Source organism: Deltaproteobacteria bacterium HGW-Deltaproteobacteria-18 (assembly GCA_002841885.1).
GTDB lineage: Bacteria > Desulfobacterota > Desulfovibrionia > Desulfovibrionales > Desulfomicrobiaceae > Desulfomicrobium.
Genome location: PHBE01000003.1, coordinates 71,164 through 96,448, shown reverse-complemented (window position 1 = coordinate 96,448; position 25,285 = coordinate 71,164). Strand labels below are relative to the sequence as shown.

Below are 25,285 nucleotides of genomic sequence, written 5' to 3'. Positions count from 1 at the left end.
GTGGAAAAGAAAAAACTCCTCAACATCGGCTTCGGCAATGCCGTGGTCATAAGCAGAGTGGTGGCCATCGTCGGCCCGACCTCCTCCCCCATGCGCCGCCTGCGGGAGGAGGCCAAGCAGGCCGGACGGCTCATCGACGCGACGCAGGGCCGCAAAACCCGCTCGCTCATCATCACCGATTCGAACCACTGCATCCTGTCAGCCATCCAGCCCGAAACCATCAGCCAACGATTCACCGCCGGAGGCAGTGATGAATAGCGCAAGCACTCCCCCGCAAGCCAACGTGGGCATGATGCTCGTCATCAGCGCCCCTTCGGGCACCGGAAAAAGCACCCTCATCCGACGGCTGACCGCCGAATTCAGCGCCTTTACTTTTTCCGTGTCCTGCACCACCCGCGCACCCCGTCCGGGCGAGGCCAACGGCCGGGAATACCATTTCCTGACCCGCGAAGAGTTTGAGCGCCGCCGGGACGAAAGTTATTTCGCCGAATGGGCCGAAGTCCACGGCAACCTTTACGGCACCCCGAGACAGACCACCATGGACCTCCTGACCAAAGGCCGCGACGTCATCTTCGACATCGACGTGCAGGGCGCGCGCCAGATCAAGAGCAACATGGGGCAGGGCTGCTACGTGTTCGTCTTCCCTCCGTCACGCGCGGCTCTGGAGTCCCGGCTGACCGGACGGGGCACGGACAGCGAGGCCACCATCATCCGCCGTCTGGCCGCCGCCAGGGACGAAATCGGGGACAGCCGGTGGTTCGACCACTGGATCGTGAACGACGACTTGAATTTGGCTTACGAACAGCTACGAGCCATCTATGTGGCCGAAAAAACCAGACCCGCCTACCAGGAGTCCTGGCAAGCCGCCCTGATCCGCCAGTGGGGGCTCTCATGAAAACCTACCCGGCACTGGTTGTGGCCCTGGATTTTCCCGAGACGGCGCAGGCGCTGGCCCTGGCTTCGAGCCTGCAAGGCGTGGTGCCCTGGGTCAAGGTCGGTCTGGAGCTGTACCTGAACTCCGGACAGGAGCTTGTCGCCCGACTCAAGGATATGGGTTTCAAGGTTTTTCTCGATCTCAAATTCATGGACATCCCCAACACCGTGCAAGCGGCCACGGCCCAGGCCACGCGCATGGGCGTGGACATGCTGACCATCCACGCACTCGGCGGACGCGCCATGTGCGAAGCGGCGGCGGCAGGCCGGGCCCAGGGCCTTGCACCCGGACAGGCTTCCCCCCTCATCCTCGCCGTGACGCTGCTGACCAGCCTTGGGTCCAAGGATCTGGCCTGGAATCCCGACGCCACCGAGGCGGATCTGCGCGATCTGACCGTTTATCTGGCGCAAAGCGCCCAAAACTGGAAACTCGACGGCGTGGTCTGTTCAGGCAGGGAAGTTCGTGATATACGTCAGGCATGTGGAGCATCTTTTCAGCTCCTCACTCCTGGCATTCGCCTGCCCGACGCAGACTGTGGAGACCAGTCACGTGTCTGCACTCCGGCTCAGGCAGCCCGTGACGGCAGTGATTACCTTGTCGTCGGCCGACCCATCACCCGGTCGGACAACCCTGTGCAGGCAGCTCGGAACTATCTGAAGACAATCACATAATTTCTGCGGGGGACGCCCATGTCGGAAACTGAAAATCAACGCGCGCTTATCAAGGGCGTTTTTTCCTCAGAAAAAATTGCCAAGGTCGGTGCGGGTGCGACCATACGCAAGACCACGCAGACCATGTACTGGTTTGCCGAAGAAGACGACCAGGGCGTGATCACCATCCAGCCACTGAATCCGAACTACGTCCCTTCCGGTCCCAAGCAGGAGATCCCGAAAGAAGAATTCCTGGAGCAGTACGAACCCGAACCCGAGTTCTATTCGAGCAAGGTCTTTCCGAGTATCCGCAAACTCAATCAGACCATCGCCAAGGCCGAGCGACATCGAGTGAACGGGGACACCTACAGCGCGGAGTACGAATTCGACAACGCCCTGCGCGTCGATGAAGAAAACATCAGGGCCAATTTCGGCCTGGGCCTGACCTATCTGGACCGGGGAGAAACAGGCAAAGCCGACAACATCTTCCAACGCCTGATCAAGATGGAGGCGACCTTCGAGGCCGAACACAAGCACCTCTTCAATGATTTCGGCATCAGTCTGCGCAAGAACGAGATGTACGAACAGGCCACGGAGTACTACGCCAAGGCGCTGGAGCTCTCCCCGGCCGACGAGAACCTGCACTACAACATGGCCAGGGCCTGTTTCGCCAAGGCCGACATCCAGAGCACCATCGAACATCTGCGCACGGCCCTGCGCCTCAACAACAACCTGGAAATTGCCCAAAAATTTTTAGCGTACCTCAAGAAAAACAACCTGTTGCCGCAAGACATCTCCACCGCGGAAGCAAAAGTATCGGACTAACACGTTGCACACCCGCCACGGAGGAAACATGAACAACAGCACGGCGTCAAAAAGGGGCACTCGACGCAGTATTGAACGTTTTTCCTTGAGCATCCCCACGAAAGTGAGCTCGATCATGCATGACTATTCGGACCAGGAGCTGGCGACGACAAACATCTCTGCTGGAGGGGTCTTTTTCGAAACCGGGCAGACATATCCCGCCGGAACGCAAGTGACGCTGAACATCTCCCTCGATTTCGGCGGCATGAGAGCCGGCCAGCAGCAATCCAGATTTCGGGTCGAGGGCACAGTGGTGCGTACGGAAAAAAACGGCATGGCCGTCGCCTTCGATCCGACCAAGGTCACCTCCCTTTGCGTCAACTCGGGCAGAAAACCCGGCCAGGCAGGACCGGCCATGCTCGGCATCGTCGGAGACGACCCGCTCCTGAACGACCTTTTGGCTGCCAGACTCAGTCAGGAGACCGGAGTCAGCTGCAGCCACTCCCCTTCCCTGCCCAGAATTCTTGAAAGCGCCCGGCCCGACCTGACCCTTCTCGACTGCACCGGCATGTCCATGGAGGAGCTTTTGCAGGAGGCGAACGGCGAGGATTCCCCGTTCATGTCCACGTCCGTGGCCCTTTTCAACGTCCCGGAAGACCGCTCCCTCGAACTGGAAGCCCTCACCTCCGGCATTCGCGGCATCTTTTACCGCAACTCCCCGTTCAGGCTGATGGTCAAGGGTGTCAGCGCCATGCTTGAAAATGAGCTCTGGTTCTCCCGCGAGGCCATGTCCGCTTTTCTGCTCGGCAAGCAGAACCGCCCCGCCGAATTGATTGCCCCGGAAGACGGACAGGCCGAATTGAGCCAGCGCGAACAGGAAATTCTGCTCATGCTCGCCGCCGGAGCCACCAACAAGGATATCGCGCAGAAGCTTTTTCTGAGCCTCAACACCGTCAAATCGCACATCTACAACATCTACAAGAAAATCGACGTGCCCAACCGTCTACAGGCCTCGCTGTGGGCGGCCAGACACCTTGGAGCCAGAGAAAATTCTTGAGTTTCACGCGCAAGTATATCAAGGACCAATCCACGCCACGGGCCTCGCGTCCGGCTTCCCAGACACCCTAGACCACAGGTTCGAGCATTCATGAAGATTTTGTCCATAACCCAACTGCCGGTGCAGCCGGAGTTTGATTTTCCCACGTTCCTTTTCCTCTCCCAGATCGACGAACTCGGCCCGCGCGACATGCTCTCCGTGCTCGACGTCTGGGAAAAATGGCTTCCCCTTCTCAAGGTCTACAAGCTTGGTGACCGCAAGGAACATGTAGTCGTATTTCTTGAAAGCGAGGTGGAGGACCAGGTCGACGAAATCTGGAAGCAGTCCCCGTCGGAAGGATTCAAGCACGAGGCCATCGCCCAGACCATGATCATGGGGACCTTGAAGGCGCTGATGCCTGAACTGGGAGAAAAGCAATGCGCGCCGGTTCCGGTTCCAACCAAGCCACTGTGCCGGACGCTTGAAAAAATTGGTCTGAACCTGCAGGATTCAGGAGCCTTGGACCGCAAATACGCGACCATCACCCCCTACCCTCACCGCTACGGGTGTGAACGCTGCCATCTTAAAGACAGCTGCATAAAAAACATGAATCTGGATCTGGGCGGCATCATGAAATCGCAGCCCGCAGCAGACTGAGAGCCTTCCAGGAGCTCATGCGGACCTCGCCCGGTCCAATCCGGCTCGCGGCCGCACAGTGCCGCCCCAGAGATCGGAAGCGTGGATTGCCGCGTCGAAGACTCCCACGCAGAGCCTGGCTTCTCGCAATGACTTCGCACCCAACGTCAGGCCAACTCGAAAAAACCGACCATTCATGCGTCTTCCCAGCGGGCCGGGTTGGGCCGGGCTAGGGGCGCCGACTGTTTGACTGAGCCTGGCATCGTTTGTTGAATCGTTGCCAACCGAACCACCCAGACATAACGCCCTGCACGCAACGATTCGACTCTACGAGGCCGGAGAAGGAGTTTCGGCGGCCCTTGCCCGGCCCAACCCGGATCGCGGCCGTACAATGCCACCCCCGAGAACAGGGCTTGGATAGCCATGGCGGGACCGGACCGTGTCCCGCAAATTGAAAATACTCACAGGCTGACAGTCCCTTACTCTTTCCCTCCATCACCAAAAGCCTGCGCCATCAGATGCCTGTATAAACCGCCCAGGTCCGAGGGCGTGCGGTCAAGTACCGCCTGCCAGACTTCGTCCGACTCCATGCACAGATAGAGCTGCCGATCGAGCCCGCCCCGGCGCAACGCGTCGGCCAGGAAGCGGAACTGCTCGACCCGCAAGGGCCGCAACAGACGCTGCTTGCCGTCGATCCCGGTGATGAACTCCCCATGGATGTAGCTCGAACCGGGAAAATTCTCGATGATGCAGCGCTTCAGGTCCGGCATGTGTCGAAAAGAGCCCATGCTCACATAGGCGATCTCCTCGGGGCGCAGATGGTCGAAGATCATCTCCACCGTGCGGGCGTAGCCTTCCTGCCAGCCGGGAAAATGGATCATGGGGTCAAAATGCAGGCAGACCCGAAAACCCGCCCGGGCGCAGGTCCGTGCTGCGGTGAGGCGCTCTTCCAGGCTCGCGCACTCGCCCTGTTCCTCGTGCTCTGCTATGGCAGGTGCGTTCATGGACCAGGCCGGAAGGACCCTTGAGGGATCGCGGACAACGTCCATCCAGGACAGGTCCACCACCTTGGACTTGAGTTCAAGGCAGACCTGCGGATAGCTCCCCAGAAATTCGATCAGATCCCGGCTATAGCCGGTCAGGGCCTCAAGCACCAATGAATCGGTGAATTCCCCGGTACCGACCCGGTAGCGGCGATCAGGGTTTGCGCTGAAGGACTGGTCCAGCTCCTGCCACAGGTCGTCCTGGTTGGCCCAGACCTTGAGCACGCGGTCCTGAAAATAGGCCTGCAAAATGCAATACGAGCAGCGAAGCGGGCAATTTTCACCGATATGCACGATCTGGTATCCGCAGCAACGATAATGGCTGGTGCCGGGGCAATGACGCAAAAAACGACCCCGGTACCGCTTCAGGTAAAGGATATCCTCACGCGCCAGCCCTGAGGACAGGGTTTCGCCCTCGTCCAGTACTTCCGCCGTCAGGTGGGGCAACCTCTGACGCACGCGCTGCGCCACGGGGGAACCGGCCACGGCCGCATCGACCACAACCCGGCTGATGCCCTGCAGATAGGTAGGCAGGGCCGTCATTTGTCCCCCAAAGGAAAAAGGCCGCCCAGATCTTCCCGGACCGCGATGCGGGCAAGTTCAGCGCTGGCAGCGTGCAGATCGGCCGGGCTCGTCAGGCGCACGCTCAGTTCCACGGCGTTGCTCTCGAACACGTCCGGCTGGACCACCCGCCAACGCGTTCCGGCCGAGACCCGGCGGGCGGTGTCGACAAACTCGCGCTCCATGTCCGACAGTACCGGGTAGCGCTGCAGGCGTACCTCGTGAATGATGCGGGTCATGGCGTCCTTGGGCGAAAGACCGGCAGCCAGAATCTCTCTCAAACCCGCGCCCTCCAGCACTTTTGCCACGGAAACACCGTCACGGGCACAGACCTCGCGAATCCACGTCAGCACGTTGACCGCGTTCCCGCGTGACCAGAAGAGCGAGGCAAAGAGCGCCTCAAGGGCCTCAAGATCTTCAGGGGCAAATGCTTCCAGCACGTCCGCGCAAGCCAGGGGCACAGCGCCCGTGCCCAGAAACGCATCCCAGCGCGCAGGCAGCGTCAGCCAGGCGCGGACCAGGCGCATCTTCTTGGAACGCGCTTCAAAGCCGAGCGCCTCAAGCACCCGCGCCATGTTCACGTCCGACAGGGCGTTGAAGTAGCGCAGGGCCAGAACGAGCTGCCCGTCGGTTAACTCCGCACCGGCATTGGACTGCACATAGGTCAGTCCTCTGGCCTCTGCGCCGAGGGCACCAAGGTCCAGGCACAGAATCTCACGGCCAAGCTCCGCCAGGGCGGCAACCCGGGCCGCACCCGCAACGAGCACGGGCCGTGCGCCTGCGGCATCGACCAGCACGGGCACGAGCTGTCCGTGGTCTTTCAGGCTGCGGCGCAAGGTCGGGGACGGCGGAGCGGACCAGAAAAGCCAGGGCCCATCGGCATCCATATTCTCGGCACGGCAACGCAGGAGCGTGGCGGATGCAGGGTCCAGGGGCTGTGAATCGACCGTGTTCATGATTTTCTCTCAACAATTTTGAAGAATTACGCAGCACTTAAAATCCCATTGCTCTTGACAACTTCCAAGACCCCTCTCTATAGGGGTATTTCTTGAAAAAGTTCAGGATAGCAGGCGGTTTACAAGCGCTCGGGGACTTAGAGCGTGGGACTTTCATCCAATTTCTTCTCTTTTGCAAGCGAATTCCCGTCGATCATTATGAAAGACTGGAACGATCTTATACCCTGTAGCCATATGGTTGCGTAATACTTTGCATAAGGGGGCTGTATGCAGGATCAACTTCAAAAACAGAGGACTTTCGCCCTGATAGGGCATGGAGGAACCGGAAAGACTTCAGTGGCCGAAATGCTGCTGTTCGCCGCCGGTTCCATTACCAGGCTGGGCAAGATCGACGAGGGCTCGACAGTCCTCGACTACGAACCCGAAGAAACCAAACGCAGGGGCAGCATTCAACCCGGCTTTGCGCAGCTCCCCTGGAAGAAGAACCTGAATTTTCTCATCGACACGCCCGGCGACAACAACTTCATTGGTGATCTTCCCTATCTTCTGCAGGGCGCGGACAACGTGGTCCTGATCATCGACGCCATCGACGGGGTCAAGCCGCTGACCAGGAAGATCTGGTCCGAAGCAGTCAAGGCCTCGCTCCCGGCCATGGTCTTCATCAACAAGATGGACCGTGAACGTGCAAATTTCCAAATGGCCTATCAGGCCCTGTCCGACACCCTGGGCATCAAGCCCGTCCTCCTCTATCTGCCCATCGGCAGCGAAGCCGACTTCCGGGGCCTGGTCGATATCCTGGCCGAAAAGGCCTACGCCTTCGATGAGAATGGCGCCCTGACGCCCATCGACATGCCTGAAGACCTGGCCGACGAAGTCACCATGACGCGTGAAATCGCTGTAGAAAACATCGCCGAAAGCAGCGAAGAGTTGATGGAAAAATACCTCGAGGAAGGCTCGCTGACGGACGAGGAAATGATCGCCGGTCTGCGCGCAGGCATCGCCGCACGCATGCTGGTCCCGGTCTGCGCGGGCGCCGCCTTGCAGAACAAGGGTGCGGTCACGCTCCTTGAGACCATGCAGAACCTCATGACTTCGCCACTGGAACACGAGCCCTGGCTCGACGCCGACGGCAACGAACGCCCGTCGAGCCCTGACGCACCGTTTGCCGCTTTTGTCTTCAAGACCATTGCCGACCCCTTCGCCGGGCAGCTGTCCGTGCTGCGCGTGCTCTCCGGCGTGCTCTCCCCCGACGCCAGCGTCCTCAACGCAACCAAGGACGAAAAGGAAAAGATCGGCCAAATCCTGTTTCTGGAAGGCAAAAAACAGACCCCCTGCAAGCACGAGGTCGGACCCGGAGCCATCGTGGCCGTGGCCAAACTCAAGAACACGGCCACCGGCGACACCCTGTGCGCAGAGAAGGCCCCGTTCATCCTGCCCAAGCCGGCCTTGAGCCCATCCATCATTTCCTATGCCCTGGCCGCCGAGGAAAAAGGCGAGGAAGACAAGGTCTTCGCGGCGGTGCAGAAGCTTCTGGACGAGGACATCAACCTGCACCTGGTGCGGAACGACGAGACAGGCGACATGCTGCTCACCGGCATGGGACAGCTGCACATCGAGCTGGCTGTGGAAAAGGTCAGGCGCCGCTACAAGACCAACATTCTCCTCAAAACCCCCAAGATCCCCTACCGCGAGACCATCAAGGGCAAGGCCCAGGTCCAGGGCCGGCACAAGAAACAGTCCGGCGGACGCGGCCAGTTCGGCGACTGCTGGATCCGCATGGAGCCCAACGCCCGCAGTGCGGGCTACGAGTTCCTTGACGAGATCGTCGGCGGTTCCATTCCGCGCAACTACATTCCGGCGGTGGACAAAGGCGTCCAGGAAGCGGCTGCACGCGGATTCCTGGCCGGCTATCCCATGGTCGATTTCAAGGTGGCCGTTTACGACGGCTCCTACCACAACGTCGACTCTTCTGAAATGGCGTTCAAGATCGCGGGCTCCCTGGCCTTCAAGAAAGCCGTCGAGATGTGCAACCCGATACTGCTCGAACCCATCATGCTCGCGGCCGTGTTCATTCCCGACGAGTTCATGGGCGACGTCATCGGCGACCTCTCCAGCCGGCGCGGACGGGTCCTGGGCTCCGACTCCATCGGCGGGGTGACCGAAGTTAAGGCTCACGTGCCCATGGCCGAAATGATGAAATACGCCCCGGACCTGCGCTCCATGACCGGAGGCCAGGGCACCTTCACCATGGAGTTCGCCCATTACGAGGAATGCCCGCCCAACGTGGCCGAGCAGGTCATCGCCGACAGCAAGAAAGAAGAAGATTGAACCCGTCTTCCGCACGAAAAAGGCCGCTCCAACGCGGCCTTTTTTTTGGTCTTGTCCTTGGGCTTCACTTCCCTTAGTTTCCGTAAGGATGCGCAAGCATCAAATCACACCTCAACAAACCGGAGCCCCTTAATGCCCGAATCGCACGTTACCCTGACCCCGCTTGGCGGGCTGGGAGAAATAGGCATGAACTGCATGGCCCTGGAGACCGAGCAGAGCATGATCCTCGTGGACTGCGGGCTCATGTTTCCGGATGTCATTCTCTATGGGGTCGATGTGGTCATCCCCCGCATGGACTTCATCGTCAGCCGCAAGCACAAGTTGAAGGGCATCATTCTGACCCATGGACACGAAGACCACATCGGTGCGCTGGCCTGGCTTGTCCCCTACCTGCAGGATGTTCCCCTCTACGGCTCGGAGTTCACCCTGCGTCTGGCCATGAAACGCCTGCAGGAGCGCAATCTCGAATCCCATGTAAAGCTGCACCCGGTGCACGCGCGGGAACGGGTCGACCTGGGCGAATTCGCCGTGACCTTCATGCCGGTCTGCCACAGCATCATCGAGGGCTTCGGCCTTGGCATCGAGACTCCGGCCGGGCGCATTGTGCACACCGGGGATTTCAAGATCGACCGCAATCCCCAGGGTGCGCACGCCACGGACCTCGAAGCCTTCCAAAAATTCTCGCACGACGGCGTACTGCTCCTGCTTTCCGACTCGACCAATGTGGAAAGGGAAGGTTTTTCACTCACCGAACAGGAAATCCAGGACTCCCTTGACGAGGTCTTTGCCGAGGCCAAGGGCCGCATCCTGGTGACCCTGTTCGCCACGCACATCCAACGCATGCAGGAAATTTTCGATCTCGCCGCCAAACACGGCCGCAAGGTGGCCTTCACGGGGCGCAGTCTGGTCACCAACATCGAGGTCGCCAAGGACCTCGGACACCTGCGCTTCAACCGCGAAAACTCCTGCGACATGGAAGAGCTGGCATATCTCGACGACAGCCGGATCGTCATCCTGCTGACCGGCTCCCAGGGCGAACCCCTTTCGGCCCTGAGCCGTGTGGCCCGGAGCGAACACCGGCAGATCAACATCCACAAGGGCGACACCGTAGTCATGTCCTCGCGCTTCATCCCGGGCAACACCAGGGCCATCACCCGGGTCATCAACGACCTCTACCGGCACGGAGCGAGCGTCCTCTACGAAAAGGTGCAGGCCATCCACGCCTCCGGCCACGCCCACCAGGAAGAGCTCAAGATCATGCTCGACACGGTCCGACCCAAATTCTTCGTTCCGGTGCACGGCGAATACCGCCACCTCTTCAAGCACGCCGAACTGGCCGTTTCGCGGGGCATCGCGCCCGAACGGGCGCTGATCCTCGAGAACGGCCATCCCGTGACCCTTTCGTCCTCGGGCATCCGCCTGGAGGAAGCGGTCTTCGCCGAGTCCATCCTCGTCGACGGCAAGGGCGTGGGCGACGTGGGCCAGAGCGTGCTCAAGGAACGCCAGATCCTGGGCGGCGAAGGGCTTGTCATCGTGCTTCTGGTGCAGGACGAATTCGGGACCATCGTTTTCGGCCCCAGCATCCAGTCCAAGGGCTTCATATTCGAGCAGCATTTCTCCCACATTCTCGAAGACGCCAAGTGCATCATATTAGATGTCATGGAAGGCAACCCCGGTAGCGAAGCCTACAAGCTGGAAGAGAAAATCAGGTCTTCCCTGCGCCGCTTTTTTCGCAAGGTCCTGGAACGCGACCCCATCGTCATTCCCCTCATCGCCCGGGTATAATTTTTTCTTGCCAAGCACAAAGCACTCGCGTACCGACTTCAGTTCCCAAACACTCCACACGTCCGCATTTTTGGTTTGGCCCATTCGGGCTCCTGTGGGCGGAGGAATAAAACCAAGGAGATTACCATGGCTTATGTAAGTATGAAACAGATGCTGGAGACCGGAGTTCACTTCGGCCACCAGACCCGCCGCTGGAACCCCAAGATGCGCCCCTTCATTTTCGGCGCGCGCAAGGGAATTCACATCATCGACCTGCAGCAGACCGTGAAGCTGTACCGCAAGGCCCACGATTTCATCGCCGATACCGTAGCCCGCGGCGGAAAGATCATTTTTGTCGGCACCAAGCGCCAGGCGCAGGACGTGATCAAGACCGAAGCAGAGCGCTGCGGCATGTACCACGTCACCAACCGCTGGCTGGGCGGCACCCTGACCAACTACCAGACCATCCGCACCAGCATCACTCGCCTCAAGAAGCTCGAGACCATGTTCGAGGACGGCTCCGTGAGCCGCTTCCTGAAGAAGGAAGTCGTGCGCATGGAACGCGAAGTCACCAAGCTGAACCTGACCCTGGGCGGCATCAAGGACATGGAAGAACCGCCTGCGGCCGCATTCATCATCGATCCGCATCGCGAAGAGATCGCCGTCAAGGAATGCCGCAAGCTCGGCATCCCGATCGTGGCCGTGGTCGACACCAACTGCGATCCCGACCTGATTGACTATATCATCCCCGGCAACGACGACGCCATCCGCGCCATCAAGCTTTTTGCCGGCGCCATGGCCGACGCCTGCATGGAAGGCGCCGCCAGCACCAAGGACACCGTGGAAGAGCCCAAGACCACCAAGGTTCCCGAAGTTGAACTCCCGGCCGGTTCCGCAGAGCCGGAATCCGTAGATACAGACGAAGAGGTATAATACGATGAGTATCACTGCAGCGATGGTTAAGGACCTGCGCGAACGCACCGGCGTAGGCATGATGGATTGCAAAAAGGCACTGGCCGAATGCGATGGCGATGAAGAAAAAGCCATTGCCTGGCTGCGCGAAAAGGGGCTGTCCAAGGCCGCCAAGAAAGCCGGACGTGCAACCTCCGAAGGTCTGGTGACCGTAGTCCTGTCCGCTGACGGCAAATCCGCGGCCATGAGCGAACTCAAGTGCGAGACCGACTTCGTGTCCAAGAACGAGGAATTCATTGCCCTGGCCGAAGGCCTGGCCAACCTCGCCCTGGAAAAGAAGACTGACGACGTGGCAGCCCTGCCTGCCGAAGCCACCGACCTGACCGGCCTGATCGGAAAGATCGGCGAGAACATGCAGGTCGGCCGCCTGGCTTACGTGTCCTTCTCCGGTGACGGAGCCATCGGCACCTATGTCCACTCCACCAAGAAGCTTGGCGTCCTGGTCGAGCTTTCCGGCCAGGTCACTCCCGAGCTGGCCAAGGACGTAGCCATGCAGATCGCAGCCACCAATCCCCTTTGCGTAGGCCCGGATCAGATCCCGGCCGAGACGCTGGCCCAGGAGAAGGAAATCTACCTGAACCAGGCCAAGGAAGAAGGCAAGCCGGCCCAGATCGCCGAAAAGATCGTCGAGGGACGCATCCGCAAGTTCTATCAGGAAGTCTGTCTGCGCGAACAGCTCTTCATTAAAGACGACAAGAAGACCATCAAGGATCTTCTCGGGAAAAACGCCGACATCGTCCGGTTCTTCCGGTTCGCCATCGGCGCATAAGCAAAGGGCCGCAAGGCCCTTTTTTTTGGCCCTCAGATCATCAAACCCCGCATCTGTCCCGCTTCACGCCTCCTGTTGCAGCGAGTGCGCGAAATGGATATACGATCATCCGAGAAGGAGGCCAGGGCATCCCGGCCTCCTTTTCGTTCACCGCTTACCCAAGAGGTACCTACACAATGGAGAAACTCCGATACGGCAGAGTAATGCTCAAGCTGAGCGGAGAGGCCCTGGCCGGAGAGCAGGGCTTCGGCATCGAACCTCAGACCATCCAGTCCATCTGCCGTGAACTTGCCGAGGCGGCTTCCATGGGAGTGCAGCTCAGCATGGTCATCGGTGGTGGCAACATTTTTCGTGGGATTTCCGTCTCATCCAAGGGCATGGACCGTGCTTCGGCCGACTATATGGGCATGCTGGCCACGGTCATGAATGCCCTGGCCGTTCAGGACGCCCTCGAGAAACTCGGCATCACGACCCGCGTCATGACCGCCATCGACATGAAGGAAGTGGCCGAACCCTACATCCGGCGCCGCGCCATCCGTCATCTCGAGAAAGGCCGCGTGGTCATATGCGCCGCCGGAACGGGCATCCCCTATTTCACCACGGACACTGCGGCAGCGCTCAGGGCCATGGAACTCAAATGTGAGGCCATCTTGAAGGCCACCAGGGTCAACGGGGTCTACGACAAGGACCCTGAAAAGCACCCCGACGCGGTCATGTTCAACAAGCTGACCTATCTCGACGTGCTGCAGCGCCGTCTCAAGGTCATGGATTCCGCAGCCATATCCCTTTGCATGGACAACAAACTCCCCATCGGGGTCTTCAACCTCTTTGTGCCCGGCAATATCCAGCGGGTAGTCAGGGGCGAAGAAGTCGGAACAATTGTTCAAGGAGAATGACATGGAAAAGCACACACAGGATTGCACAAACAGGATGCAGAAAAGCATCGACAGTCTGGAAAAGGATTTCTCCAAGCTGCGCACCGGGCGGGCTTCCACAGCCCTGGTGGACAGCATCCGGGTCGATTACTACGGCACCCCGACCCCGCTCAATCAGGTCGCCTCCGTATCCATCCCGGACAGCCGCACCATCTCCATCTCTCCCTGGGATCGTAGCGCCTTCAACAGCATCGAGAAGGCCATCATGAAGTCGGACTTGGGACTCACTCCCATCAACGACGGTCGGGCCATTCGCATCAACATCCCGGTCCTGACCGAAGAACGCCGCAAGGACCTGGTCAAGATGGCCAAAAAATACACCGAAGATGCCAAGGTCGCCATCCGCAACGTGCGCCGGGACGTCAACGACGCTCTCAAAAAGATGCACACCGCCAAGGAAATCAGCGAAGACGATCTGCACAAGGCCCAGGATGAGGTCCAGAAGACCACGGACAACTTCGTGAAAAAGGCTGATGCGGCCTTTACCGAGAAAGAAAAGGAAATCATGGAGATCTAGATCCAGTCCATGCCACCGCTCAATCATCTCGCCATTATCATGGACGGCAACGGCCGCTGGGCCCGCGCCAAGGGGCTTGACCGCAGTGCCGGCCACAAAGCCGGCACCGAAACCGCCCGCGAAATCGTCAAGGAATGCCGAAAACTCGGCATTCCCTACCTGACGCTCTACACCTTCTCCAAGGAAAACTGGTCCAGGCCCAAGCAGGAAGTCGGCTTCCTTTTTGGCCTGCTCAAGGACTTTTTGACCGAGGAACTGCCGTCTCTGCTGGAGCAGTCCATCCGCCTGAACGTACTCGGGGATCTGGATGAACTGCCCCTGGCAACCCGGCAGGTGCTGCGCCACGCCATGGAAAAAACCGCCGCCTGCTCGGCCATGAACCTGAATCTGGCCCTCAACTACTCGGGACGGCTTGAAATCCTGCGGGCTTGCAAGGCCTTGCTTGAAAATCAGGTCAAGCCCGAGGAGCTGACAGAAGAAATGTTCGCAAGCGAACTCTACACCTCGGGCATGCCCGATCCGGACCTGATTCTGCGCACCAGCGGCGAACTGCGGCTGAGCAATTACCTGCTCTTCCAGAGCGCCTACAGCGAGCTCTATTTCTCCGCCGTGCCCTGGCCGGACTTTCATGTGCCCGAACTGCATGCCGCACTGGATGACTACGCGTCCCGCCAGCGGCGTTTCGGGACCACTGGGGAGGAGTCCGCATGAAAAGTCCGCATTTCAAGCGCGTCCTGACCTCCCTGCTGCTTCTGCCCTTGCTGGGATGGGCCATCTACAGCGGCGACCCAATTCTGAGCATCGGCATCTCCGCCGTGGCCGGTCTTGGCCTCCTGGAGTTCTACGCCATGTTCTGGCCGGGACGGGAGAAGCCTGTCTGGAAGACCATCGGAGTGCTCTTCGCTCTGGGCATGGTCTGGGCTCCTCTGGCCTGGAGCGGCGGTGCCCTGGTCTGCTCGGCCATGCTGGGCGTGGCCGTCTCATTTCTGATCGCCCATGACAGGGGCAAATCCCCCGACGCCTTTCAGGACAGCCAGACGCTGCTCTTCGGACTTCTGTACCTGCCCTTTATCCTGCGTCTGTTCAGGACCATCTCGGCGCCCGAGATCGGGCTCGTGCTGCTGACCACTTTCGCCGCCGACACCGGAGCCTACTATGCGGGAAGCTTTATCGGCGGACCCAAGATCTGGCCGTCGGTCAGTCCGAAAAAGACCTGGGCAGGCAGCCTTGGCGGACTCTGTGCGAGCGTCCTGGTCTGCACCGCCATGGGTTTCTCTTTCGGCAACGCGCACTGGACGAGTTTCGCCCTGCTCGGTGCGGCTCTGAACATTGCCGCGCAGATTGGCGACTTTTTCGAGTCCGCCCTGAAACGCTGGCGCGGGATAAAAGACTCCGGCAAAATCTTGCCCGGTCACGGCGGCATTCTGGATCGCATCGACAGCCTGCTTTTCACCCTCCCACTGTACTGCGGGCTGACCGCCCTGTTTTCCTTTTTCGCCTGAGACAAAACCATGAAATACATCTCAGGCCTCTCATCCCCGGTTTTCGAACGCCCCGACCAGCGCAACCTCGCCATTCTGGGCAGCACCGGGTCCATCGGCACGAGCGCGCTCAAGGTCGTGGCCAAGAACAGGGACGATCTTAACGTCGTGGCTCTGGCCGGAGCCAGAAACATGGAGCTGCTGGCCAGACAGGCCGAAACGTTCCGCCCTGCTTATCTGGGCGTCCTCAGCGAAGACAAGGCCAAAGAGCTGCGCGCGCTGCTTCCCGGCGGTTATTCCCCACGCATCCTTGTAGGACAGGAAGGGTACACCGCCATGGCCACCCTCCCCGAGGCCGACCTCATCCTGGCCGCCCAGGTCGGCGCGGCCGGGCTGGTACCGGCCCTGGCCGCGGCCGAGGCCGGAAAGGTGCTCTGTCTGGCCAACAAGGAGGCTCTCGTCCTGGCCGGGGACCTTTTTCGCCGTGTCTGCCAGGCCAGCGGGGCCGTCATTCTTCCGGTGGATTCCGAACACAACGCCCTTTTCCAAGCCTTCGCAGGCCACGAAGGCAGGCAGGCCTGCCGCCTGATCCTGACCGCGTCGGGCGGACCGTTTCGCACGAAAAGCCTGCAGGAAATCCAGGCGGTGACCCCGGCCCAGGCCCTGAAGCATCCTAACTGGTCAATGGGCGCAAAAATTTCCATCGACTCCGCGACCATGATGAACAAAGGTCTTGAGATCATCGAGGCCGTGCATCTGTACGGCGCGTCTCTGGACGAGGTGGATGTGGTGGTCCATCCCCAATCCATCGTTCACTCCCTGGTCGAATACGAAGACGGCTCGCAGCTGGCCCACCTGGGCATGCCGGACATGGAGATCCCCATCGGCTACTGCCTCGGCTATCCGCGGCGGCTGCAGATCGGCCTTGAGCGCCTCGATCTGGCACGGATCGGCACTCTGACTTTCGAGTCCCCCGACCCGCTGCGCTTTCCCTGCCTGAATCTGGCACGCGAGGCGCTGTCCGCCAGTTCAAGCCACCCCGTGGTGCTCAATGCCGCCAACGAAATCGCGGTTCAGGCTTTTCTGGACGGGCGCATCTCTTTCCCGGGAATTGCACGGCTCATCGAACTGATGCTGGCCAATCATTCCTTGACCTGCGTGCATGATCTGGAGGACATTTTGGACCTCGATGCGCAAACACGAACTCGGTCCGAAGAGGCCATAGGAAAAGGCGAATGGTAACCAGTATTCTGGCTGTGGTTGTAGTCCTGGGCGGACTGATCTTTTTTCATGAGCTGGGACACTTCGTTGTCGCGCGCGGCCTCGGCATGGGTGTGAGCGTCTTTTCCCTGGGATTCGGGACGCGCCTCTTCGGCTTCACCCGGGGCAAGACAGACTACCGTGTCTGCGCCTTTCCCCTGGGAGGATATGTTCAGCTCGTCGGCGAATCCGTGGACGCCGAACTTCCCGAAGGATTTGGACCGGAGGAATCCTTTTCGCGCAGACCTCCCTGGCAGCGCATGCTGGTCGTACTGGCCGGGCCCGTTTTCAACTTCATCCTGGCCTGGTTCATTTTCTGGGGACTGGCCTACAGCCAGGGAGTGCAGGAACTTCTGCCCGTCATCGGCCAGGTGACCAACTCGAGCGCTGCCGAAGAAGCCGGCATCATGCCCGGGGACCAGATTATCGAGATCGATGGCGTACAGATCGCGGTCTGGGAAGATCTGGTCGATCGCATCGAGACCAATGAGGGCGATTCGATGTTCCTGACCGTGCAGCGGGGCAGCGAGCTCTTTTCCGTGCACGTTACCCCACGGCTGCAGGAAAAGCGCAATCTGTTCGGCGAGATCAAGACCATGCCCATGCTCGGCATCGCACCAAAAGGCGAGATCCTGAGCCGCGAGCTCGGCTTTTTTGAATCGGCGGTCCAGGGTGCACGTCAAATCTGGGAAGTCAGCGGGCTGATGGTCATGGGCATCGTCAAGCTCATCGAGCGGGTCATCCCCATGTCGGACATGGGCGGGGTCATCCTCATCACCGAGATGATCCACAAGGAAGCGCAAAACGGCCTGGTCAACCTGCTGGCCCTGACCGCGCTGATCAGCATCAATCTCGGGATCCTGAACCTGCTGCCCATCCCGGTGCTGGACGGCGGGCACATCCTCTTTTTCTTCCTGGAAACCATCACCGGCAAACCCCTGAGCCCGCGCGTGCAGCAATTTGCCCTGAAAATCGGCATGATGCTGCTGCTCATGCTCATGATTCTGGCCACTTTCAATGATATCGTCCGACACTTCAGATAGCCGCTATCTCGCGCTCAACTGCGCCGAGGAGCGCATTCAGGTTGTCCTTGGCAGCGCGCGGGAGGTCATGTTCAGCGAAGAGATTCTCTGCCCCGGCCAATCCATCCGCCACTTGGCCACGGCCATCGAGCGCGCCCTGCGGGTGCAAGCCATGAACACTGGCGAACTTTCGGGCATCGCCTGTGTGCGCGGACCGGGATCGTTCACAGGCCTGCGCATCGCCCACGCTGCCATGCACGGGCTGTCCCGTCCGCACGCCATCCCCATGGCCGGCCTGCAATATCCGCAGATCCTGGCCACCCAGGCCGAACCGTTCGTGCATGGCTGCGAACTCTGGGTTCTGACCTACGCCCGCAAGGGCCAGGTCTACATCCAGGGATTTGTCGCGGGCACGCCTCTGGCTCATGTCTGCCCACTGCCGGTTCTCAACGCGTACGAGCTGCTTCAGTCACGCCCGGCGGACATCTTTCTGCTTGGCAGCGGCCTGCGCAAAAATCCTGAATTGCAGGCCTTGCCAAAAGCCACGGCCCTGCCGCAGCCTCTCGACACACCCTTGCCAGCCTCTCTGCTGGCAGCAGCATGCAAGGCCGAATACTCAAACCAAACGCCCCAGCCGCTTTATCTGCGCAAGTCCGACGCCGAGGACAATCTGGAATCCATCGCAAGTTCGCGCGGCATTCCGGCTACCGACGCCCGCAGGCACATCCCCGATTTCGAATAATTTCGTCCGACATGAGCTGTCAGACAAAATTCCTCTAAAGAAATTCCGCTTCCTGCCGATTCACTCATCAAGACCAAAGAGCAAGGCCCGCAACTGCTCGATTCAAAGGCAAGGAAGCCGCTAATCTTTCAAGGAGGAATTTTTTATGTCACTCATTATCAACCACAACCTGATGGCCATGAACGCGAACCGCAACCTGTCGGCCGCGTACGGCAACCTGTCAACATCCGTCAGCCGCCTGTCTTCGGGCCTGCGCATCACCACCGCCGCCGACGACGCGGCGGGCCTCGCCATTCGCGAGCTCATGCGTGCCGATATCGCGTCCCTGAACCAGGGTGTCAGAAACGCCAACGACGCCATCTCCATGATCCAGACCGCCGACGGCGCCCTTGGCGTCATCGACGAAAAGCTGATCCGCATGAAGGAACTGGCCACCCAGGCGGCCACCGGCACCTACAGCTCGGACCAGCGCCTGATCATCGACTCGGAGTACCAGCAGATGGCCTCGGAAATCACCCGAATCGCCAACGCCACGGACTTCAACGGCATTTACCTGCTGAACGGCAATCTTTCCGCCACCTCCACCGCTGTCTCCAGCTGGGCGAGCAGCCACAGTGGCAGCGGCCTGGCCTCGACGGGCCCGCTCAAGATCCACTTCGGCACGGGCAACGATTCCGCGGAAGACTACTACTACATCGCCATCGGCAACGCGACCGCCTCCGCTCTTGGCGTGGGCCTTTCTTCCGACACGAGCAAGGCGAACGGCTCGCACGGCGTGGCCTCCGCCGGTGCCAGCATCTCCACCCAGCAGGGTGCGCAGGAAGCCTTGGCAGCTCTCAACGCGGCCATCACCTCCAAGGATAACATCCGAGCCAATCTCGGCTCCTTGCAGAACCGTCTTGAGAACACCATCACCAACCTGCAGATCCAGGCAGAAAACCTGCAGGCTGCCGAGTCCCGGATCTCCGATGCCGACATCGCCACGGAAATGACCAACTTCGTGCGTAACCAGATCCTGACCCAGTCCGCCGTGGCCATGCTCTCCCAGGCCAACACCCTGCCGCAGATGGCTTTGCAGCTCATGCAGGGATAATGACAACTTCGTAAAACCTCATTCCCGGCCGGGTCGCGGAAGCGGCCCGGCCTTTTTAACTCGGCAACGTTGATTCTGGCACCAGGTTTGCTCGAAGCGTGAGTAGATTCGTCCAACCCAACGCACCAGAGGAATGACATGGCTGATGACCTGACCAGTTCGCTTGTTTCCGGATCCATCCGTTTCACGGGCCTAGGCTCCGGGACGGATTTCGACTCCATGGTGACCAAGCTCATCGAGATCGAACAAGTCAGAACCAAACGGCTCGAGAGTTGGCGGTCAGACTGGGAAGCCAAGAGCGACGCCTTTGATTCGCTCTCAATGAACATGCTCTCCCTCAAAACGTCCCTGAATTCCATGAACACCACGGACGAGTTCCTGACCAAGAACGCACTCTCCTCCAACACCACAGCATTGACCGCCACGGCAGGCAGCAGCGCGGAAGAAAGTACCCATCAGGTGGATGTGCTGTCCCTGGCGACCAACGACATGCACATGGGGGCGGTAATTTTTTCCTCCCCGGACGATGTCATAAGCGGCGGCTCGGCAGGAAGTTTTGTCTTTGCGGCCGGGTCCCGGCAGGTGACCGTGAATGTATCGAGCACCACGACCCTGACCCAGTTTGCCAGTCTCATCAACTCCGATGCGGACAATCGCAACTACGTCCGCGCCAGTGTGGTCAACGACGGCAGCGGTTACCGGCTGCAGATCCGGGGCATGAACCTGGGGGCGGGCAATGACTTCCTTGTCGATGACGCGTCGACCTCGGCCAATCTGCTCCCCAATTTCAGCCAGGCGCAGTTCATTGAAACCCAGAACGCAGCCAACGCCAAGCTTCGGGTCGATGGCTTTCCTCTTGATCCTCCCACCGCCACCGAGGATGTGCTCAAAGCCACCTTCACCGGCAAGACGACCGCCGACACGGTCACCACCGCCGACGGTACCTTCAGGTTCGCCTATGGAGGCACGCTGTATTCCGTCGCTGTCGAGGCCGCGGATACCTACGCAGCGCTGGCCGGAAAGATCAACGCTGAGGTGGGATTTTCCATGGCCACGGCCGCAGACGTGTCCGGCAATGTCGAACTGACCCTGACGGGCGCGGCTGGCTCGGACAAACAGATTTCCATCATTAATTCTCCCGGGACCACGATCGGCGCACTGCAGCCGGGCGCCTTCGAGCAGCTTCAAGGCGCCACAGACGGCTATTTCGAACGCAAAACAAACTCCATTTCGGACATCATCTCCGGCGTGACCATGAACCTGGCCAGCATCGGCAGCGCGACCATCACCACAAGCCTTGACTCGGAAGCTGTCGCCGAGAAAGTGCAGACATTTGTCGATGCAGTGAATTCGGTACTGCAGGAAATCAAGGACCAGACCCAGGTCACGACTGTCGGCGAAAACGTTTCCGGATCCCTGCTGACCGGCAACTACGGCATGCAGATGATCCAGCAGAAGCTCAAAAACATCCTCGCGGAAAAAGGGGTCGGGTTTGACTACGACATGGACCCCATCGTCTCCCTGGGCAGCGTAGGCATCACCACGGACACCAGCCAGGGCTCCCCGACCTTTGGCCTGCTGGTCTTCGACTCCAGCGCCTTTTCAGCAGCGCTGAACACCGACCCCGACGCCGTGGCCCGCCTCTTCAGCGCAGACTATTACCCTTCGACCAAGGAAATAGTGAACGGCGTTGCTGTGGAATCTTCGAATTTCAATTTCGATTCGGCCATCAAAGGCATCACGAAAGCCGGGGAATACGCAGTGAACTACACCGTAGACGCTGGCGGCAACATCACGTCCGCCAGCATCAACGGATACCCGGCCAGCATCGACGGCACGAAGATTGTGGGCCAAGGGGACGAAAACGGGGCCAGGGGCCTCTCCCTTGAGGTCATCAATCTGACGGCCGGTTCGTATTCCGGTTCAGCCCAGATCAAATCCGGCAAGACCCAGGAGTTGATTGACGAACTCAAAAGGTTGACAGACGCAACTACCGGAACTCTTGAAGTCCTCAAAGACAACTATCAGGACATCATGGATTCCATCGACGACAAGATCGCCTATGAAGAGCGCCGCCTGGCTCTCCTGGAAAAGAACCTGCGCCTGCGCTTTGCCAATTTGGAAGCCCTTCTCGGCAATTACGACAACATATCCACACAGCTGAAGTCACAAATCGACAGCTTGTCCAGCACTTGATTGAAAGGAGTTCGCATCGTGCACAAAGCCGCCAACGCCTACATGCAGACACAGGTCACCACCACAACCCCTGGTCACCTCGTGGTCATGCTTTACGACGGGGCCATCACCTTCCTGGAGCAGGCCAAGGGGGAAATTCAGGCGAAAAACTTCGCCAAGAAAGGCATCCTCATCTCCCAGGCTCTCGACATAATCGCGGAACTCGACGGTTCCCTGAATACGGACAAAGGCGGGGAAATCGCCAAGAACCTGCACAAGCTCTACATGTACTGCAACACGCGCCTTTTGCAGGCCAACCTCAAGATGGATACCGTGCTCGTGGACGAGGTGATCGGAATCCTGTCCTCTTTCAGGTCCGCCTTTTCGGAAATTTCCAAGAACCCGGCGTATCAGGCTCCTCCCAAAGCGGCCGCATATTACGCCAGATAGGCAGAGAAATCCTATCCTGGCCGACATGTAAGGCACGCATTCTGCAAACGTTTTCCCAGACCACACCTCAACAGGGAAAACACGCATGTGCGGCATAGCCGGTTTTTTCAACCCGGACGGGATATCTTTGCAGGGCGGCGTTCTTGCGTCCATGGCCCAGGCCTTGGCCCATCGCGGGCCGGACCACCAGGGCCTGTTCCAGGACGGCTGCTGCGCCCTGGCCTACCGACGGCTCTCCGTCATAGATCTGGCGGGGGGCAACCAGCCAGTGGTCCACGAACCGTCCGGAGCGGTCCTGGTCTTCAACGGCGAAATCTACAATTACCAACCGTTGCGGGCCGAACTTGCCAGCCTTGGACATGTTTTCCGCACACATTCGGACTCGGAAGTTCTGCTTGCGGCCTACCTGCAGTGGGGCGAAAAATGCCTGCGCCGCCTGGTCGGCATGTTCGCCTTCGCGGTCTGGAACCCTCGGGCGCGAACCCTCTTCCTGGCCCGAGACCGCATGGGCAAGAAGCCCCTCTTCTACACGCGCAGGCCCGATGGAACGCTCATCTTCGCCTCGGAGATCAAGGCCATCCTTCACTTTCCCGGCGTGCCCCGCGACATGAACCCCCTGGCCATGGACCGGCTCCTGGACTACGGATTCAACCTGGCCCCGGATACGTTTTTGCAAGGAATCAGCCAGCTTCCGCCCGCCCATACACTGATTGCAGACGGCAACGGTCAGCGAAGCGCCCCTTACTGGGACATCCCCATGGACCGTCCCGTGGCGAACATCTCCGAAGAGGAGGCCGCCGAGGGCTTGCGCCACCACCTGGTCGAAGCCGTGCGCGACCGGCTCGTAGCCGACGTGCCCGTAGCCTCGTATTTGAGCGGAGGCATCGACTCCAGCAGCGTGACCGGTCTTTATGCGCACCTCTCGAACGCCCCGGTGCACACCCTCTCCATCGCCTTCGAAGACGCAGGCTACGACGAACGCCATTTTGCGCGCATGGTTTCAAGTTCATTCGGAACCAGCCACCACGAATTCCTCTGCTCCATCGCGGAAGAGGAAATCGAGAAACTGGTCTGGCACCTGGAGAGCCCGCTGGTCACCCTCCTGAACCTCCCTCTCTATCTTTTATCAAAACAAATCAGAGAGATGGGCTTCAAAGTCGTCTTGTCCGGAGACGGGGCGGACGAAATCCTGGGCGGATACGATTATTTCAAACTCTTAAAGCTCATGAACTTCATTGGCAGAAACGAGAGCGTCGGCCGCGCGAACCTTCTGCGCCGGGTCTTTCCCGGCATCACCTCGCCGCAGCAGGCCTGGATGCAGTATGTCGCCCTCAAAGGCTATCCTGTTGCGCATCCGGCACTGCCCTACAGATTCCAGGCCTTCCAGTTCAAGGGACAGCTCATGAGCGACGCCTTCGTGAATCGGCTGCTGCCCATCATCGGGGAACGGGATGAAGAACTGCCCACCGTTCCGGGCAACAGGCCCCTCATGGACCAGGCCCTGTACCTGGAGAGCAAGATGCGCCTGCCGAACCTGACCCTGCCCTTGGCCGATACCATGAGCATGGCCAACTCCGTCGAGTTGCGCTCGCCATTCATGGATCACCGGCTGGTGGAGTACGTATTTTCCCTGCCCAACCACCTCAAGATGCGCGGCCTCAATGAAAAGTACCTGCTCAAAAAGAGCTTTCGCACCTTCCTGCCCCCCGCCATCAGCCAACGCCGCAAGCAGCCCCTGGCCCCTCCGAGCAAATGGTTCGTGCGCATGTTCAGAGGCATGATCGGCGATGTCCTCTCCGCCGCCACCGTCCGCGACAAGGGCTATTTCAGACCCGAATTCACGGATCACATGCTGCGCGAGTTCGATTCGGACAGCCCCATGGACTACAGCGGGGTAATCATTGTCGCCCTCTTCGTGCATCTCTTCGACGACCTCTTCGTGTCTGCCAAAACCTCACGCGGTTGCTAATCGGGACAAGAGCAGGTATCAGCCTTCTCGCAAGAGGAGAACGCATTTACCATGAACATCACCTGTCCCAAGTGCGGGTTCGGACGCACTATCAACGAAGAGAAGCTGCCTCCAAAAGCGGTCATGGCCACCTGTCCAAAATGCCGGCATCGCTTCAAATTCCGTGAAATAACCCCGCTCGAACATATTGAACCTGAAACCCAGTCGCAGCCCCCGGTTCCGCCGGTCATCCCTGAACGTCCGGACATGCTGAAAGAGGCTCAGGCCCCCGTTCAAACCGACCAGCCTGCTCCTGGACCCGTCGAGACCCCTGCGCCGCCGCGTGACGAAGATCTGTGGAACGAACTGGCCGCGCTCAATGAAGACGGGGAAGAAGACCCTTTTAACGCCGAGCAACGGCCGGAGCCATCCCTGCCGCTGTGGGAGCGCGTCGAATCCGGCTATCCGCGCGCCTTTGCCCAGACTTTCCTTGACGTGCTGGCCAATCCCAAGGCCTTTTTCTCGGCCATGCCGGTGGGCAACGGGTTGCTCAAGCCGCTGCTTTTCTTCCTGATCATCGTTCAGGCCGTAGCCCTGTCTCAATCCATCTGGCAGCTCTTAGGCATCATTCCCCCGAGCGTACTGACCGAAAACCTGGACAACACGCTGCAGGCGGCTCTTTCCCTCATTTTGTACCCACTTGAGGTCTGTGTCTTCCTGTTTCTCGACACCGCCATGAACCACTTCTTTCTGCGGCTCTTCAAGGCTGACACCAAGGGCTTCGAGGGTACCTTCCGGGCCGGGACCTACAGCGCTGCGCCCATGCTGCTCATGATCGTCCCGTACATCGGACTGCCCCTGGCCATGATCGGCGTGGTCGTGTACAAATTTCTGGGACTGCGCCACGTGCACGGTGCCACGAACAAACAGGTCCTGGCCGTTCTGATCCTGCCCATGCTTCTGGCCATGGCTATCGCCATCATCCTGACATTGCTGACCGGAGGGATCTGATGCGCAACTTCAAAGCATGGTGGCGCACAGCCCTGAGCAGTCCCAAAGACCGCCGTCGGCCCCGAAACAGCGCGGAGAATACGGAGGCAGGTTCCGAGCACCGCGCCGTGGATTCCAAGGACCGCACGGCATCGCTTTTGAACGCCGAACCTCCTACCAACACCCTGCAGTAGGCGTTTTTCACCCCTTGACTTGACA

Annotated in this window: 24 protein-coding genes; 22 read left to right on the top strand and 2 right to left on the bottom strand. The window is 59.7% G+C overall.

The genetic code is table 11. From position 1 onward, the window contains the following. The 6 genes from CVU60_03805 (at window position 1) to CVU60_03780 (ending at window position 4,081) form a co-directional block, all read left to right on the top strand. On the top strand, window positions 1-258 hold the full coding sequence (locus tag CVU60_03805) for a DUF370 domain-containing protein (GenBank protein PKN42925.1): 258 nt from the start codon (window positions 1-3) through the stop codon (window positions 256-258). Further along, window positions 251-895 carry a guanylate kinase gene (locus CVU60_03800; GenBank protein ID PKN42924.1) on the top strand — a complete coding sequence of 215 codons (645 nt, stop codon included), beginning with the start codon at window positions 251-253 and terminating at the stop codon, window positions 893-895. The genes CVU60_03805 and CVU60_03800 overlap by 8 nt, the downstream gene beginning before the upstream one ends. Further along, entirely contained in the window at window positions 892-1,605 is a 714-nt protein-coding gene (locus CVU60_03795; protein PKN43033.1) for an orotidine-5'-phosphate decarboxylase, read from the top strand. The genes CVU60_03800 and CVU60_03795 overlap by 4 nt, the downstream gene beginning before the upstream one ends. A gap of 18 nt (window positions 1,606-1,623) precedes the next feature. Beyond that, entirely contained in the window at window positions 1,624-2,409 is a 786-nt protein-coding gene (locus CVU60_03790) for a hypothetical protein (GenBank protein ID PKN42923.1), read from the top strand. Window positions 2,410-2,437: 28 nt separating this feature from the next. Beyond that, window positions 2,438-3,445 carry a hypothetical protein gene (locus tag CVU60_03785; GenBank protein ID PKN42922.1) on the top strand — a complete coding sequence of 336 codons (1,008 nt, stop codon included), beginning with the start codon at window positions 2,438-2,440 and terminating at the stop codon, window positions 3,443-3,445. 90 nt (window positions 3,446-3,535) lie between these two features. Continuing rightward, window positions 3,536-4,081, top strand: a complete 546-nt coding sequence (locus CVU60_03780) for a hypothetical protein (GenBank protein PKN42921.1) — start codon at window positions 3,536-3,538, stop codon at window positions 4,079-4,081. A gap of 458 nt (window positions 4,082-4,539) precedes the next feature. Here CVU60_03780 and CVU60_03775 read toward each other — a convergent pair whose 3' ends face one another. Next, window positions 4,540-5,646, bottom strand: a complete 1,107-nt coding sequence (locus CVU60_03775; protein PKN42920.1) for a radical SAM protein — start codon at window positions 5,644-5,646, stop codon at window positions 4,540-4,542. Continuing rightward, window positions 5,643-6,620: a hypothetical protein gene (locus tag CVU60_03770; GenBank protein ID PKN42919.1), complete on the bottom strand. Its 978-nt coding sequence runs from the start codon at window positions 6,618-6,620 to the stop codon at window positions 5,643-5,645. The genes CVU60_03775 and CVU60_03770 overlap by 4 nt, the downstream gene beginning before the upstream one ends. A gap of 267 nt (window positions 6,621-6,887) precedes the next feature. On the opposite strand from CVU60_03770, the gene CVU60_03765 reads away from it, so the two are divergent. The 16 genes from CVU60_03765 to CVU60_03690 all read left to right on the top strand — a co-directional run bounded on the left by CVU60_03765 (window position 6,888) and on the right by CVU60_03690 (window position 25,087). Next, the gene (locus CVU60_03765) at window positions 6,888-8,948 is read left to right on the top strand and encodes an elongation factor G (GenBank protein PKN42918.1); all 2,061 of its coding nucleotides are present in this window, start codon (window positions 6,888-6,890) and stop codon (window positions 8,946-8,948) included. Window positions 8,949-9,080: 132 nt separating this feature from the next. Next, on the top strand, window positions 9,081-10,733 hold the full coding sequence (locus CVU60_03760; GenBank protein PKN42917.1) for a ribonuclease J: 1,653 nt from the start codon (window positions 9,081-9,083) through the stop codon (window positions 10,731-10,733). Window positions 10,734-10,859: 126 nt separating this feature from the next. Next, window positions 10,860-11,645, top strand: coding sequence for a 30S ribosomal protein S2 (gene rpsB / locus CVU60_03755; protein PKN42916.1), 786 nt, complete (start codon window positions 10,860-10,862; stop codon window positions 11,643-11,645). Window positions 11,646-11,649: 4 nt separating this feature from the next. Beyond that, window positions 11,650-12,453 carry an elongation factor Ts gene (locus CVU60_03750; GenBank protein PKN42915.1) on the top strand — a complete coding sequence of 268 codons (804 nt, stop codon included), beginning with the start codon at window positions 11,650-11,652 and terminating at the stop codon, window positions 12,451-12,453. 176 nt (window positions 12,454-12,629) lie between these two features. Continuing rightward, window positions 12,630-13,349 (top strand): UMP kinase, encoded by a 720-nt coding sequence (locus CVU60_03745; GenBank protein ID PKN42914.1) that lies wholly within the window; start codon window positions 12,630-12,632, stop codon window positions 13,347-13,349. Between the two features lies 1 nt (window position 13,350). Further along, a complete protein-coding gene (locus CVU60_03740) occupies window positions 13,351-13,905 on the top strand; it encodes a ribosome recycling factor (GenBank protein PKN42913.1) in 555 nt (184 codons plus the stop codon). A gap of 9 nt (window positions 13,906-13,914) precedes the next feature. Next, on the top strand, window positions 13,915-14,616 hold the full coding sequence (gene uppS / locus CVU60_03735; GenBank protein ID PKN42912.1) for a di-trans,poly-cis-decaprenylcistransferase: 702 nt from the start codon (window positions 13,915-13,917) through the stop codon (window positions 14,614-14,616). Further along, entirely contained in the window at window positions 14,613-15,407 is a 795-nt protein-coding gene (locus tag CVU60_03730; protein ID PKN42911.1) for a phosphatidate cytidylyltransferase, read from the top strand. The genes uppS and CVU60_03730 overlap by 4 nt, the downstream gene beginning before the upstream one ends. Window positions 15,408-15,416: 9 nt before the next feature. Next, window positions 15,417-16,628, top strand: coding sequence for a 1-deoxy-D-xylulose-5-phosphate reductoisomerase (locus CVU60_03725; GenBank protein ID PKN42910.1), 1,212 nt, complete (start codon window positions 15,417-15,419; stop codon window positions 16,626-16,628). Further along, window positions 16,622-17,689, top strand: a complete 1,068-nt coding sequence (gene rseP, locus CVU60_03720; GenBank protein ID PKN42909.1) for an RIP metalloprotease RseP — start codon at window positions 16,622-16,624, stop codon at window positions 17,687-17,689. The genes CVU60_03725 and rseP overlap by 7 nt, the downstream gene beginning before the upstream one ends. Then, window positions 17,664-18,410, top strand: coding sequence for a tRNA (adenosine(37)-N6)-threonylcarbamoyltransferase complex dimerization subunit type 1 TsaB (gene tsaB, locus CVU60_03715; GenBank protein PKN42908.1), 747 nt, complete (start codon window positions 17,664-17,666; stop codon window positions 18,408-18,410). The genes rseP and tsaB overlap by 26 nt, the downstream gene beginning before the upstream one ends. 145 nt (window positions 18,411-18,555) lie before the next feature. Continuing rightward, a complete protein-coding gene (locus CVU60_03710; protein ID PKN42907.1) occupies window positions 18,556-19,503 on the top strand; it encodes a flagellin in 948 nt (315 codons plus the stop codon). Between the two features lie 138 nt (window positions 19,504-19,641). After that, complete coding sequence (locus tag CVU60_03705) at window positions 19,642-21,699, top strand: hypothetical protein (GenBank protein PKN42906.1); 2,058 nt, start codon at window positions 19,642-19,644, stop codon at window positions 21,697-21,699. Between the two features lie 18 nt (window positions 21,700-21,717). After that, window positions 21,718-22,128 carry a flagellar export chaperone FliS gene (fliS, locus tag CVU60_03700; GenBank protein PKN42905.1) on the top strand — a complete coding sequence of 137 codons (411 nt, stop codon included), beginning with the start codon at window positions 21,718-21,720 and terminating at the stop codon, window positions 22,126-22,128. Between the two features lie 85 nt (window positions 22,129-22,213). Continuing rightward, window positions 22,214-24,097 carry an asparagine synthase (glutamine-hydrolyzing) gene (asnB, locus tag CVU60_03695; protein PKN42904.1) on the top strand — a complete coding sequence of 628 codons (1,884 nt, stop codon included), beginning with the start codon at window positions 22,214-22,216 and terminating at the stop codon, window positions 24,095-24,097. Between the two features lie 51 nt (window positions 24,098-24,148). Next, complete coding sequence (locus CVU60_03690) at window positions 24,149-25,087, top strand: hypothetical protein (protein PKN42903.1); 939 nt, start codon at window positions 24,149-24,151, stop codon at window positions 25,085-25,087. Window positions 25,088-25,285: the final 198 nt, after the last annotated feature.

Coding starts and splice junctions, on each gene's coding strand:
- asnB (PKN42904.1), top strand. CDS start 22,214: ATGTGCGGCATAGCCGGTTTTTTCAACCCGGACGGGATATCTTTGCAG.
- CVU60_03780 (PKN42921.1), top strand. CDS start 3,536: ATGAAGATTTTGTCCATAACCCAACTGCCGGTGCAGCCGGAGTTTGAT.
- CVU60_03725 (PKN42910.1), top strand. CDS start 15,417: ATGAAATACATCTCAGGCCTCTCATCCCCGGTTTTCGAACGCCCCGAC.
- CVU60_03765 (PKN42918.1), top strand. CDS start 6,888: ATGCAGGATCAACTTCAAAAACAGAGGACTTTCGCCCTGATAGGGCAT.
- CVU60_03775 (PKN42920.1), bottom strand. CDS start 5,646: ATGACGGCCCTGCCTACCTATCTGCAGGGCATCAGCCGGGTTGTGGTC.
- CVU60_03690 (PKN42903.1), top strand. CDS start 24,149: ATGAACATCACCTGTCCCAAGTGCGGGTTCGGACGCACTATCAACGAA.
- CVU60_03750 (PKN42915.1), top strand. CDS start 11,650: ATGAGTATCACTGCAGCGATGGTTAAGGACCTGCGCGAACGCACCGGC.
- CVU60_03785 (PKN42922.1), top strand. CDS start 2,438: ATGAACAACAGCACGGCGTCAAAAAGGGGCACTCGACGCAGTATTGAA.
- rseP (PKN42909.1), top strand. CDS start 16,622: ATGGTAACCAGTATTCTGGCTGTGGTTGTAGTCCTGGGCGGACTGATC.
- CVU60_03730 (PKN42911.1), top strand. CDS start 14,613: ATGAAAAGTCCGCATTTCAAGCGCGTCCTGACCTCCCTGCTGCTTCTG.
- CVU60_03800 (PKN42924.1), top strand. CDS start 251: ATGAATAGCGCAAGCACTCCCCCGCAAGCCAACGTGGGCATGATGCTC.
- CVU60_03745 (PKN42914.1), top strand. CDS start 12,630: ATGGAGAAACTCCGATACGGCAGAGTAATGCTCAAGCTGAGCGGAGAG.
- rpsB (PKN42916.1), top strand. CDS start 10,860: ATGGCTTATGTAAGTATGAAACAGATGCTGGAGACCGGAGTTCACTTC.
- CVU60_03790 (PKN42923.1), top strand. CDS start 1,624: ATGTCGGAAACTGAAAATCAACGCGCGCTTATCAAGGGCGTTTTTTCC.
- CVU60_03705 (PKN42906.1), top strand. CDS start 19,642: ATGGCTGATGACCTGACCAGTTCGCTTGTTTCCGGATCCATCCGTTTC.
- tsaB (PKN42908.1), top strand. CDS start 17,664: ATGATATCGTCCGACACTTCAGATAGCCGCTATCTCGCGCTCAACTGC.
- CVU60_03760 (PKN42917.1), top strand. CDS start 9,081: ATGCCCGAATCGCACGTTACCCTGACCCCGCTTGGCGGGCTGGGAGAA.
- CVU60_03740 (PKN42913.1), top strand. CDS start 13,351: ATGGAAAAGCACACACAGGATTGCACAAACAGGATGCAGAAAAGCATC.
- CVU60_03710 (PKN42907.1), top strand. CDS start 18,556: ATGTCACTCATTATCAACCACAACCTGATGGCCATGAACGCGAACCGC.
- CVU60_03795 (PKN43033.1), top strand. CDS start 892: ATGAAAACCTACCCGGCACTGGTTGTGGCCCTGGATTTTCCCGAGACG.
- uppS (PKN42912.1), top strand. CDS start 13,915: ATGCCACCGCTCAATCATCTCGCCATTATCATGGACGGCAACGGCCGC.
- CVU60_03770 (PKN42919.1), bottom strand. CDS start 6,620: ATGAACACGGTCGATTCACAGCCCCTGGACCCTGCATCCGCCACGCTC.